The organism is Serpentinimonas sp. SSL01, from assembly GCF_056323735.1.
Window position 1 is genome coordinate 1,057,016 of the sequence record NZ_CM150487.1, and the last position, 12,393, is coordinate 1,069,408.

Consider the following 12,393-nt stretch of genomic DNA (forward strand, 5'->3'; position numbering starts at 1 on the left):
AACGGCATGGCCGGCGTGCGCGCGCTCGAAGAGCTGCTCAAGCTCAGCCCCGAGCTGTACGACATCACCGTCTTTGGCGCCGAGCCGCACCCCAACTACAACCGCATCCTGCTCTCGCCGGTGCTGGCCGGCGAGCAGGAGTCCGAGCAGATCGTGCTCAACGACTGGGGCTGGTACCGCCAGCACGGCATCACTCTGCACGCCGGCTGGAGCGTCAGCGCGGTGGACCGCACCCGGCGCCTGGTGCACGCCAGCGGGCCCGGCGGGGCCACGCACACCGTCGCCTACGACCGCTTGATCCTGGCCACCGGCTCCAACGCCTTCATCCTGCCCATCCCCGGAGCGCAACTGCCCGGCGTGCAAGGCTACCGCGACATCGCCGACACCGAGGCCATGATCGCTGCCGCAGCGCAGCACCGGCAGGCGGTGGTGATCGGCGGCGGCCTGCTGGGCCTAGAAGCCGCCAACGGGCTGATGAAGCGCGGCATGGAGGTGACCGTGGTGCATGCGGCCCCGTGGTTGATGGAGCGCCAGCTCGACCAGCGCGCCGCCGCATTGCTGCAGCGCTCGCTGCAGGCGCGCGGCCTGAAGTTTCTGCTCGGCGCCCAGACCGAGGCGCTGCTGCCCGGTGCCGATGGGCGCGTGGCAGCCGTGCGCTTCAAGGCGGGCAGCGCCCCCGAGCCGGAAATCCCGGCCCAGCTGGTGGTCATGGCGGTGGGCATACGCCCCAACACCGCTTTGGCTGAAAACATGCGGCTGCACGTGCAGCGCGGCATTGTGGTCTCGGACACGCTGCAAACCGTGACCGACCCGCGCATCTACGCCGTGGGCGAGTGCGCCGCACACCGGGGCGTCGCCTACGGCCTAGTGGCCCCGCTGTTCGAGCAGGGCAAGGTGCTGGCCAACCACTTGGCTGAGCACGGCATCGCCCGCTACAGCGGCAGCACGACCTCGACCAAGCTAAAGGTCACGGGGATCGATCTGTTCAGCGCCGGCAACTTCATGGGCGGCCCCGGTACCGAGGAAATCTTGCTCAGCGACCCGACCGCCCCCAATGGCGGCGTGTACAAAAAGCTGGTGCTGCAAGACGACAAACTGATCGGCGCCTGCCTTTATGGCGACACGGCCGATGGCAGCTGGTATTTCAAGCTGCTGCGCGAGGGCCGCTCGATTGCCGACATCCGCGACCGGCTGGTGTTTGGCGAGAGCAACCTAGGCGATGCCGGCCACCAGGGGCACCAGAAGGCCGCCCAAATGGCCGACAGCGACGAGGTCTGCGGCTGCAACGGCGTCACCAAAGGGGCCATCTGCAAAGCCATCAAGAGCCGGGGCTTGTTCACCCTCGAGGATGTGCGCAAACACACCAAGGCCAGCGCCAGTTGCGGCAGCTGCACCGGCTTGGTGGAGCAGATCCTGATGTTCAGCGCCGGCGGCGACTACTCGGCCGCGCCGCAGAAAAAAGCCCTGTGCGGCTGCACCGAGCACAGCCACCAGGAGGTGCGCGACGCCATCCGCGAGCGCAAGCTGCTGCGCATCGCCGACGTCTATCAGGCCCTCGATTGGCGCACCCCGAACGGTTGCGCCACGTGCCGGCCGGCCCTCAACTACTACCTCATCAGCACCTGGCCCAAAGAAGCCCGCGACGACCCGCAAAGCCGTTTCATCAACGAGCGCAGCCACGCCAATATCCAGAAAGACGGCACCTACAGCGTGGTGCCGCGCATGTGGGGCGGTGAGACCAGCGCCGCCGAACTGCGCCGCATCGCCGACGTGGTGGACAAGTACCAGATCCCCACCGTCAAGGTCACGGGCGGCCAGCGCATCGACCTGTTGGGTGTCAAAAAAGAAGATTTGGTGCAGGTCTGGAAAGAGATCGGCATGCCCAGCGGCCACGCCTACGCCAAGGCGCTGCGCACGGTCAAAACCTGCGTCGGTTCCGAGTGGTGCCGCATGGGCACGCAAGACAGCACCCAGATGGGCAAGGATCTGGAGCGTGCCTTTTTTGGCATGTACGCGCCGCACAAGGTCAAATTTGCCGTCAGCGGTTGCCCGCGCAACTGCGCCGAGGCCGGCATCAAGGACGTGGGCATCATCGGCGTGGAGAGCGGCTGGGAGATGTTCATCGCCGGCAACGGCGGCATCAAGACCGAGGTGGCGCACTTTTTTTGCAAGCTCAAAAGCGCCGCCGAAGTGATGGAATACACCGGCGCCTTCATGCAGCTCTACCGGCTCGAGGGCTGGTATCTGGAGCGCACGGTGCATTTTGTAAGCCGGGTGGGGCTGGACTACGTGAAACAGCGCATCCTCGACGACCCCGCTGGCCGCTTGGCGCTGTGGCAACAGCTGCAGGCGGCGCTCGCGGGCGAGCCCGACCCGTGGTGCGATTTTGAGCGGGCGCAAGTCGATGTGCGCCAATTCCAGCCCCTAGATCAGCCCCTAAATCAGCCCTTAGATCCCGCCGCGCTGCCGGGCTGATGTGCAGCCACTACAGGGCTGCGGCCTGCATTGCCACACACTTTTCTAGGAGACACCATGACCCGCTGGATTCCCGTCTGCAGCGTTGATGACATCCCGGCCCTGGGTTCGCGCCGCGTGGCACGCGCCCGCGGCCTCGACGTGGCCGTGTTCAAGGCCGCCGACCAGCGCATTTTTGCCCTGCTCGATCGCTGCCCGCACAAAGGCGGGCCCCTGAGCCAGGGCATCGTGTTTGGCCACAGTGTGGCCTGCCCGCTGCACAATTGGAGCATCGCCCTCGACAGCGGCGAGGCCGCGGCGCCCGACCAGGGTCAGACGCCGCGCTTCGCCCTCAAAGTCGAGCACGGGCAGGTGTTCCTCGACGCCCACGAGCTCGACACCCTGGCCACCGAGGCCACGCGGCCGCTGGCGGGCCCGGCCCGGCGCACCTGCCCCGGCGTGGCCAGCGGCAGCTGCTCGGCGCCCGCCGTGGGCGCTAAGTAAGGCGCACGCCCATGGCCACCACCCGTTCCACCTGCCCCTACTGCGGCGTGGGCTGTGGCGTGCTGATCGAGCACCAAGGCGGCCACATCACCGGCGTGCGCGGCGACCCCGAGCATCCAGCCAATTTCGGCCGTTTGTGCAGCAAAGGCTCGACCCTGCACCTGAGCGCTCGCCCCGAGCTGGCGCAAGCCACCCGGCTGCTGCATCCGCAGTGGCGCAGCGCACGCGGCCGGCCACCCCAGGCCATGGCCTGGGAGCCGGCGCTCGATCTGGCAGCCAGCCGCATCGCCAGCACCGTGCGCGAGCACGGCCCCGACGCCGTGGGCGTCTATGTGAGCGGCCAATTGCTGACCGAGGACTACTACGTTTTCAACAAGCTCGTCAAAGGCGTGCTGGGCAGCAACCAGATCGACTCCAACTCCCGTCTGTGCATGAGCAGCGCCGTGGTCGGCTACAAACGCACCCTGGGGGCCGACGCGCCGCCGCCCTGCTACGAGGACTTGGAGCTGGCACAAACGCTGTTCATCGTCGGCAGCAACACCGCCTGGGCGCACCCGGTGCTGTTTCGCCGCATCGAAGACGCGCGCGCGGCACGGCCGGATCTGCGCCTGATCGTCGCCGACCCGCGCCGCACCGACACCGCCGCCTGCGCCGACCTGCATCTGGCGCTGCAACCCGGCACCGACGTGGCGCTGCTGCACGGCCTGCTGCACATCATGCTGCAAGAGGGCTGGGTGGATCGGGCCTACATCGCTGCCCACACCAGCGGTTTTGAAGCCTTGGAAGCGATCGTGCGTGCGCACACCCCCGCCCACACAGCGCGCCTGTGTGGCCTGCAGCAGGCCGACCTGCTCACCGCCGCGCGCTGGCTTGCCGGCCTCGACGCCCCGGCCCCGGCTGGCACCCCGGCCGCCACCGCCCAAATTTTTAGCGGCCGCGATGGCCGCCGCCGCCGCCCCACCCTGAGCCTGTACTGCCAGGGCCTGAACCAGAGCAGCAACGGCAGCGCCAACAACGCCGCCCTGATTCACCTGCATCTGGCCACCGGGCAGATCGGCCAGGCCGGTGCCGGCCCCTTTAGCCTGACCGGCCAGCCCAACGCCATGGGCGGGCGCGAAGTGGGCGCCATGGCCAACCTGCTCGGCGCCCACCGCGATCTGGCCAACCCCGCGCACCGGGCCGAAGTGGCGCAGCTCTGGGGCCTTCCCAGCGTGCCCGAGCGAGCTGGGCGCAGCGCCGTCGAGATGTTCCAGGCCGCTGCCGAAGGCGCGGTCAAGGTGTTGTGGATCGTCTGCACCAACCCGGCCCAAAGCCTGCCCGACCAGAGCATGGTGCGCCGGGCGCTGGAGCGGGCCGAGTTCGTGATCGTGCAGGAGGCCTTTGCCCACACCGCCACCACCGCCTACGCCGACCTGCTGCTGCCCGCCGCCACCTGGGGCGAAAAAGAGGGCACCGTGACCAACAGCGAGCGCTGCATCAGCCGCGTGCGCCGCGCCGTGCCCGCGCCGCTGCACCCCGACCATGCGCAAGACGGCCCGCGGCCCGATTGGGTGATCGCGCGCGACCTGGCGCAGCGCCTCGAAGCCCTGCTGCACCCGCAGCCCGGGGCGCAGCGGCGCATCCACTTCGACTACCCCACGCCCGAAGCGGTGTGGAACGAACACCGTCAGAGCACCTGCGGCCGCGACCTGGACATCAGCGGCCTGAGCTACGCCCTGCTCGAGCGCGCCGGCCCGCAGCAGTGGCCGCTGCCCAAGGGGCAAAGCCGCGGACTCAAGCGCCTGTATGCCGACGGCCGCTTCCCGACCGCCGACGGCAAGGCGCGCTTTGCGGCTCTCGCCTACCGCCCACCCCACGAAACCTGCGACGCCGCCTACCCGCTGGCCCTGAACACCGGCCGGTTGCGCGACCAGTGGCACGGCATGAGCCGCACCGGCCTGCTGGGGCGCTTGTTTGGCCACGCCCCGGAACCGGTGCTGCAGATGCACCCGCAAGACATGGCGCGCAGCAACCTGGCCGACGGTGCGCTGGTGAGCGTGCAGAGCGCACGCGGGCGCATCGTGCTGCCACTGCAGGCCTGCGCGGAGCTGGGGCTGGGGCAGGTTTTCTTGCCCATGCACTGGGGATCGGATTGCCTAGGCGGGCGCACGCTGGCCGGCCAGCCGCTGCTGGGCGTCAATGCCCTGAGCAGCCCAGCCTACTGCCCGGCCTCCAAACAACCGGAACTCAAGCACGCCGCAGTGCGCGTGGTGCCCATCCACCTGCCCTGGACCCTGCTGGCGCTGGCCTGGCTGCCGGAATACGAGGCCGCCCAAACCCGGGCCTGGCTGTCGGAACAACTGCGCCAGTTCGACTTCGCCACCTGCGTGCCCTTTGGCCGCCACGAGGAGCAGGGGCGCACGGGCGTGCTGCTGCGCGCCGCCAGCCTGCAAGCCCCTGCCCCCGCGCTGCTCGACGCCGTGGCCGCACGCCTGGGGCTCAACACACCCGACACCCTGTGCTACCGCGACCCCCAGCGCGCCCAGGTGCGGGCGCTGCGCCTGCTGCGCCCCAGCCCCAGCCCCGACACCTACTCCGAGCCCCGGCTCGAGGCCCTGCTGCTGGCTGGCGACGTGCGCTCGGCCGACTGGCTCAAAACGCTGCTGCTGGATGAAAGCCCCGTGCTGGCCAGCGGACAGCAGCTGCTGCGGCCCAGCTCGGCCGCGCCCTCGGCCTCGGCTGCAATGCCGACCAGCCGCAGCCCCCAAGTCTGCGCCTGCCTGAATGTGAGCGAGCAGGCCATCACCCTGCACCTGGCCAGCAGCCCGGGCAGCGCCAGCCAGCGGCTGGCAGACTTGCAACGCGCGCTCCAATGCGGCACCCAGTGCGGGTCTTGCATACCCCAGCTCAAGCGGCTGCTGCATGCCGTGGCCGCGCCCGCCACGGGGTCTGAAACGCAAATCGCTTAATAACGATAAGTGATTATCACAATGGCACAATGACGGCAATGAGCATCAAAGACCATCTGAAAAAAATCGGGCGCGGCAAGGACGGCGCGCGCGCACTCGAACGCGCGCAGGCCGCCGACCTGTTCGGACAGGTGCTCGACGGCGCCGTGAGCGATCTCGAGATCGGCGCCTTCTGCCTGGCCATGCGCTTCAAGGGCGAGACCGCCGATGAAATGGCGGGTTTTCTCGACGCGCTGCATGGGCGCCTGCAACGCTGGCCCGCCCCCGCCCACAGCCCCTTGCCCACCGTGGTGCTGCCCAGCTACAACGGCGCGCGCAAGCTGCCGGTGCTCACCCCGTTGCTGGCCGGTTTGCTGGCGAGCGAGGGGCTGGCGGTGCTGTGGCACGGCTGCGCCACCGAAGACGCCCGCACCCACCCCGAGTCGCAGCTGCCGGCGCTCGAAGCGGCGGGCTTGCTCAGCCCCGATCTGCAACCCGGCCGGGTCTGCTGGGTGCCCACGCAGCGCCTGCACCGGGGTCTGCAGCGCCTGCTCGACGTGCGCCGCACCGTGGGCCTGCGCAACAGCGCGCACAGCCTGGTCAAGCTCATGAACCCGGTGGCCGGGCCGGCCTTGCTGCTGAGCAGCTACACCCACAGCGAATACCTACACAGCATGAGCGCCACGCTGGCGCTGACTGGCACCCACGCCCTGCTGTTGCGCGGCACCGAGGGCGAGCCCGTGGCCGACGCGCGGCGTTGCCCGGCGATGGACGCCTTCGTCGCCGGGCAAAGCTGGCGCATCCAAGAGGCCCAAGGCGGCCCCTTGGTGCCGGTGCCCGGCTTGCCCGCGCCCGACGCCGAAGCCACCCGGCGCTGGATAGAAGCCGCGCTGGCTGGCGCGCACGCCACTCCCGACCCGATCCGGCAGCAGGTGCGCCACACCCTGGCACTGGCGCGCCTGATCGCCGCCGGCCCGCCCTATGCCCTTCCCACCCCGCACTCCACCCCCACCGAGTAGCCCATGAATGCCTTGCCCTCTGCACCACCACCCCTGAGCCTAGCCCAAGGCCGCTGCACCTTGGTCGGGGCCGGGCCCGGCGACCCCGAGCTGCTCACCCTCAAGGCCGCGCGGGCCATTGCGCGCGCCACGCTGCTGCTGGTCGATGACCTGGTGAGCGACGAAATCGTGGCCTTGGCCGCGCCCGGCGCGCGCGTGATCCACGTCGGCAAACGTGGGGGCTGCCGCTCCACCGCGCAGTCGTTCATCGAAAAACTGATGATCCAAGCGGTGCGCGAGGGCGAGCAGGTGGTGCGCCTCAAGGGCGGCGACCCGTTCATTTTTGGCCGTGGCGGCGAAGAGCTGGAGCACCTGCGCGCCGCCGGCATCGAGGTCGAAGTGATCAACGGCATCACCGCGGGCCTGGCGGCGGCGACGGCGCTCGGGGTGCCGCTGACGCATCGCGACCGCGCCCACGGGGTGGTGTTCGTCACCGGGCACGCCAAACCGGGGGGCAACAGCCCCGACTGGCGCGCGCTGGCGCAGACCTGCCACGCCGCGCGCCTGACGCTGGTAATCTATATGGGCGTGCAGATGGCGGCGCAAATCCAAGCCGAGCTGCTGGCCGGCTTGCCGGCCTGCACCCCGGTGGCGCTGGTGCAGCACGCCACCCTGGCGCAGCAGCGCCATGCGCTGTGCGAATTGCAGCACCTGCACAGCACGCTCGAGCGCGAGGGCTTGGGCAGCCCGGCGGTGATCGTGGTCGGTGAGGTGTTGCAGGGTCTGCTGGCTTTGGCGGAAGCGGCACCGCATAGCGCGGCGGAAGTGGCAGCTGATCTGGCGGCCGATGCGCCGGCTAGGCTGAGCCGGGCGGCCTGAACCGACCGGGCAGCCTGAATCGACCTAGCGGCAAGGTCTGGCAAAGCGCTCCCCCACCCGTCGCGGCGCCATAAAGGTGCCCCAGCAAGGCGCAAAGCACAGCCCTGGCTCAAGCCCAATCTTGCGGGCATGAGCGACAGCCTCACAGCCCCTCAATCCCCCTTGAGCCCCTTGGGCAACGGAAACTTGAGGGTCTCGCGCGCACCGTCGAGGCTGCGCACCGACACCGCCCCCAGCGCCTTGAGGCGCTGCAGCACGCCTTGCACCAGCCGCTCCGGCGCCGAGGCCCCGGCCGTTACGCCCACGCGCGCCGCGTTGGCAAACCAGTGGTCGCGCAGTTCGGATTCGTCTTCCACCATATAAGCCGGCACACCCAGGCGCTGCGCCAGCTCGCGCAGCCGGTTGGTGTTGGAGCTGCTCGGGCTGCCCACCACCACCACCGCATCGACCAAGGGGCTGAGCAACTTGACCGCGTCTTGGCGGTTTTGCGTGGCGTAGCAGATGTCTTGCTGCTTGGGCTCGCGCAGCGTCGGAAAGCGCGCGCGCACGGCGGCGGCGATTTCGGCCGCGTCATCGACGCTGAGCGTGGTCTGCGTCACCAACGCCAGCCGTTCGCTCTGGCGTGGCTGCACCCGCGCCACGTCGGCCAGGTCTTCGACCAGGTGGATGCCGGTATCGAGCTGGCCCATGGTGCCCTCCACCTCCGGGTGCCCCTTGTGGCCGATCATTATGAATTCGTAGCCCTCTTGGTGCAGTTTGGCCACTTCCACGTGCACCTTGGTCACCAGCGGGCAGGTGGCGTCAAAGATGCGAAAGCCGCGCTGTTCGGCCTCCTGCTGCACCGCCCGGCTGACCCCGTGGGCGCTGAACACCAGCGTGGCCCCGGCGGGCACCTCGGCCAGGTCTTCAATGAAAATGGCGCCGCGCGCCTTGAGATCGTTGACCACGTGGGTGTTGTGCACGATCTCGTGGCGCACGTAGATCGGACGGCCATACTTGGCTAAGGCGCGCTCGACGATTTCGATGGCGCGATCGACCCCGGCGCAAAAGCCGCGCGGGTCGGCCAGCAGCACCTCGTGCACAGGCGTGGGCGTGGGCGTGGGCGTGGGCGTCAGCATCACAGCACCCCAATCAGCTGCACTTCAAAACGCACCGGCTGGCCAGCCAGCGGGTGGTTGAAGTCGATCTGCAGCGCGCCGTCCTCGCGCACTTGGCACACGGTGCCGGCGTAGTGGCCCAAGCCGTCGGGGGTGGGGAACTGCAGCACATCGCCCACGGCGCTGCCTTGCAACGGCTGGCCCAAGCGCTCCAGCAGGGTGCGCGCCACCCATTGCACCATCTGCGGCTGGCGCTCGCCAAAAGCGGCCCCGGCTGGCAGCTCGATCACCGCGTGCGCGCCTTCGTGCAAGCCCAGCAGGCGCTCTTCGAGTGCCGGCGACAGCGCGCCGCTGCCCAAGCTCAGGGTAGCGGGCTGGGCGCTGAAGGTGTCGATCAGGCTGCGTCCGTCCGGCCCCGAGAGGCGGTAATGCAGGGTAAGGAAGGAGTCGGGGCCGACTGGGTTCATGGCGGGGTTGCGCTGCGGCAACAATAGGGGCTGCAAAATGGGGGCTGCAAAATAGGGCTGAATCAGCGCATTGTAAAAAACTTGGGAGATGCCGCCTTGAACCCCCCTTCGATGCCCCTCAAGGGCCTGCCCGCCGACGCGCGGCCGCGCGAAAAACTGTTGCAGCGCGGCCCCGCCGCCTTGAGCGATGCCGAGCTGCTGGCGCTGCTGCTGCGCACCGGCATACCGGGCAAGAACGTGGTGCAACTGGCGCAGGAACTGGTGGACCGCTTTGGTGGCGTGGCCGGGCTGCTGCACAGCAGCGCGTCAGATCTGCAACGCATCAAGGGCCTAGGGCCGGCCAAACGCGCCGAGCTGCTGGCGGTGGTCGAGTTGGCGCGGCGCGCGCTGGCGCAGGGCTTGAGCGAGCGGCCCTTGTTCGATTCGCCGCAAGCGGTGGCGCAGTACCTGCAGCTGCACCTGGGTCACAAGCCGCACGAGGTGTTTGCGCTGCTGTACCTAGACAGCCAGCACCGGCTGCTGGCCTTCGAGGAGCTGTTTCGCGGCACCCTGACGCAGACTAGCGTCTATCCGCGCGAAGTGGTACTGCGCGCCCTGCACCACCACGCCGCGGCTGTGGTGCTGGCGCACAACCACCCCAGCGGGGTGAGCGAGCCCTCACGCGCCGACCAGAGCCTGACGGCCACGCTCAAGGCCGCGCTGGCGTTGGTGGACGTGCGGGTGCTGGACCACTTCGTCGTCACCGCCGACAGCTGCCGCTCGATGGCCGAAATGGGGCTGGTCTAGCCGCTGGCCTATCGGCCGCGCTCAAACCTGCGGCACGGCCTCGATGGGCGCCGTTTGTGCCTGCGGGGTGCGGATCAGGTAATCGAAGGCGCTCAGGGCCGCTTTGGCGCCCTCGCCGGCGGCGATCACGATCTGCTTGTAGGGCACCGTGGTGCAGTCGCCGGCCGCAAACACGCCCGGCAGGCTGGTGTGGCCCTTGGCGTCGATGGCGATCTCGCCAAAGCGGTTGAGCTCCAGCGTGCCCTTGAGCCATTCGGTGTTGGGCACCAAGCCGATCTGCACAAAAATGCCTTCCAGCGCCAATTCTTGCGGCGTGCCGCTGCGGCGGTCGGTGTAGCGCAGGCCCACCACGCGCGCGCCGTCGCCCAGCACCTCGGTGGTTTGCGCTTGCGTGATCACGCTCACGTTGGGCAGGCTGCGCAGCTTGGCTTGCAGCACCGCATCGGCGCGCAGCTCGTCGGCAAACTCGAGCAGCGTCACGTGCTGCACGATGCCGGCCAGGTCGATCGCCGCTTCCACGCCCGAGTTGCCGCCGCCGATCACCGCCGTGCGCTTGCCCTTGAACAGCGGGCCGTCGCAGTGTGGGCAGTAGGCCACGCCGCGGTTTTTGTATTCGGTCTCGCCCGGCACGTTCATGTTGCGCCAGCGCGCCCCGGTGGAGAGCACCACGCTGCGCGCCTTGAGCACCGCACCGCTGGCCAGCTCGACGCCGATCAAGCCGCCGGGCTGCGCCGCCGGCAGCAGGCGCACGGCGCGTTGCAGGTTCATGAGCTGCACCTCGTAGTGGCGCGCATGCGCCTCCAGCTCGGCGGCCAGCTTGGGGCCTTCGGTGTGCAGCTGCGCGGGGTAGTTCTCGATGCCCAGCGTGTCGTTGAGCTGGCCGCCCATGCGCTCGGCCAGCAAGCCGGTGCGGATGCCTTTGCGCGCTGCGTACACCGCCGCCGCCATGCCAGCTGGGCCACCGCCGATGTTGAGCAGGTCAAACGGCTCCAAGGCATCGAGCTGCTGCGCTTGTTTGACGAGGGAGCCAGCGTCGAGCTTGGCCAGCACCTCTTCGGCGCTCATGCGGCCCGAGCCGAACACCGCGCCGTTCAAATACACCGAAGGCACCGCGAGCACGTCGCGCTCGTTGACCTCTTGCTGGAACAGCGCGCCGTCGATCACCACCGTCTGCACGCGGGGGTTGAACAGCGCCATCAGGCTGAGCGCCTGCACCACGTCGGGGCAGTTGTGGCAGCTCAGCGACATATAGACCTCGAAACGATAGTCGCCCGGCAAGGCCTTGATCTGCTCGATCAGGCCGGCCTCGACCTTGGGCGGATGCCCACCCGCCCACAGCAGCGCCAGCACCAGCGAGGTGAACTCGTGGCCCAGCGGCACGGCGGCAAAACGCAAGCCGCCCGGCCCGCCCTGCCCTTGCACACTAAAAGACGGCACACGCGCGTCTTGCCCGTCGGTGCGCAGCCGGATTTTGTCCGACATGGCAGCCAGGGTTTCGAGCAGCTCACGCATCTCTTGCGCGGCGCTGGAATCGTCGAGCGCAGCCACCAGATCAACCGGCTGCTGCAGGCGCTCCAGATAGGCTTGGAGCTGGGCTTTGAGGGCGGCGTCGAGCATGTGCGATCCTAGGTGCAAAAACAGGGGGGCGGACTGGGCCTGGCACAGAGCCAGGCCAGGGGCTTGAGGGACTGGCTTAGATTTTGCCGACCAGTTCCAGCGACGGGGCCAGGGTTTTGGCGCCTTCGTTCCACTTGGCTGGGCAGACTTGGCCGGGGTTCTTGGCCACGTACTGGGCAGCCTTGAGCTTGCGCAGGGTCTCTTTGACGTCGCGTGCGATGGCGTTGTCGTGGATTTCAGCGGTTTTGATCTGGCCTTCGGGGTTGATGATGAAGGTGCCGCGCAGCGCCAGACCTTCGGCCTCGATGTGAACGCCAAAGGCGCGCGTCAGGGTGTGGGTCGGGTCGGCCACCAGCGGGAACTTGGCCTTGCCCACGGCGGGCGAAGTCTCGTGCCAGACTTTGTGCGAGAAGTGGGTGTCGGTGGTCACGATGTAGACCTCGGCCCCGAGCTTTTGGAACTCGGCGTAGTTGTCAGCCGCGTCTTCGACTTCGGTCGGGCAGTTGAAGGTGAAGGCGGCCGGCATGAAAATCAGCACCGACCACTCGCCCTTGAGGGTCTCGTCCGAAACTTGCACGAACTTGCCGTTGTGGAAAGCCTGGGCTTTGAAAGGCTGAACTTGGGTATTGATGATCGACATGGAAACTCCTGAAGGTGGATGACT

10 protein-coding genes are annotated in these 12,393 nt (G+C 68.6%); 6 read left to right on the plus strand and 4 right to left on the minus strand.

Annotated elements, in window-relative coordinates:
• The first annotated feature begins 6 nt into the window (after positions 1 to 6).
• From nirB to cobA, 5 genes are read left to right on the plus strand one after another with little or no spacing between them, the layout of a single operon-like run.
• On the plus strand, positions 7 to 2,475 hold the full coding sequence (gene nirB / locus ACVMK0_RS05060) for a nitrite reductase large subunit NirB (RefSeq protein ID WP_476464649.1): 2,469 nt from the start codon (positions 7 to 9) through the stop codon (positions 2,473 to 2,475).
• A gap of 57 nt (positions 2,476 to 2,532) precedes the next feature.
• The gene (gene nirD, locus ACVMK0_RS05065) at positions 2,533 to 2,958 is read left to right on the plus strand and encodes a nitrite reductase small subunit NirD (protein ID WP_476464522.1); all 426 of its coding nucleotides are present in this window, start codon (positions 2,533 to 2,535) and stop codon (positions 2,956 to 2,958) included.
• An 11-nt stretch (positions 2,959 to 2,969) separates the two neighbouring features.
• Entirely contained in the window at positions 2,970 to 5,906 is a 2,937-nt protein-coding gene (locus ACVMK0_RS05070; RefSeq protein WP_476464523.1) for a nitrate reductase, read from the plus strand.
• 38 nt (positions 5,907 to 5,944) lie between these two features.
• Entirely contained in the window at positions 5,945 to 6,904 is a 960-nt protein-coding gene (gene ybiB, locus ACVMK0_RS05075; RefSeq protein WP_476464524.1) for a DNA-binding protein YbiB, read from the plus strand.
• Between the two features lie 3 nt (positions 6,905 to 6,907).
• Positions 6,908 to 7,762, plus strand: coding sequence for a uroporphyrinogen-III C-methyltransferase (cobA, locus tag ACVMK0_RS05080; RefSeq protein ID WP_476464525.1), 855 nt, complete (start codon positions 6,908 to 6,910; stop codon positions 7,760 to 7,762).
• Between the two features lie 152 nt (positions 7,763 to 7,914).
• On the opposite strand, the gene ispH is transcribed toward cobA, so the two are convergent.
• A complete protein-coding gene (ispH, locus tag ACVMK0_RS05085; RefSeq protein WP_476464526.1) occupies positions 7,915 to 8,880 on the minus strand; it encodes a 4-hydroxy-3-methylbut-2-enyl diphosphate reductase in 966 nt (321 codons plus the stop codon).
• Positions 8,880 to 9,326, minus strand: a complete 447-nt coding sequence (locus ACVMK0_RS05090) for an FKBP-type peptidyl-prolyl cis-trans isomerase (protein ID WP_045537665.1) — start codon at positions 9,324 to 9,326, stop codon at positions 8,880 to 8,882. Before ACVMK0_RS05090 ends, ispH begins: the two co-directional genes overlap by 1 nt.
• Before the next feature lie 111 nt (positions 9,327 to 9,437).
• On the opposite strand from ACVMK0_RS05090, the gene radC reads away from it, so the two are divergent.
• Positions 9,438 to 10,112, plus strand: coding sequence for a RadC family protein (gene radC, locus ACVMK0_RS05095; protein ID WP_250960090.1), 675 nt, complete (start codon positions 9,438 to 9,440; stop codon positions 10,110 to 10,112).
• A gap of 21 nt (positions 10,113 to 10,133) precedes the next feature.
• On the opposite strand, the gene ahpF is transcribed toward radC, so the two are convergent.
• Both ahpF and ahpC read right to left on the minus strand, forming a co-directional pair.
• A complete protein-coding gene (gene ahpF / locus ACVMK0_RS05100) occupies positions 10,134 to 11,729 on the minus strand; it encodes an alkyl hydroperoxide reductase subunit F (protein ID WP_045535500.1) in 1,596 nt (531 codons plus the stop codon).
• A gap of 76 nt (positions 11,730 to 11,805) precedes the next feature.
• Positions 11,806 to 12,369, minus strand: coding sequence for an alkyl hydroperoxide reductase subunit C (ahpC, locus tag ACVMK0_RS05105; protein ID WP_045535502.1), 564 nt, complete (start codon positions 12,367 to 12,369; stop codon positions 11,806 to 11,808).
• Positions 12,370 to 12,393: the final 24 nt, after the last annotated feature.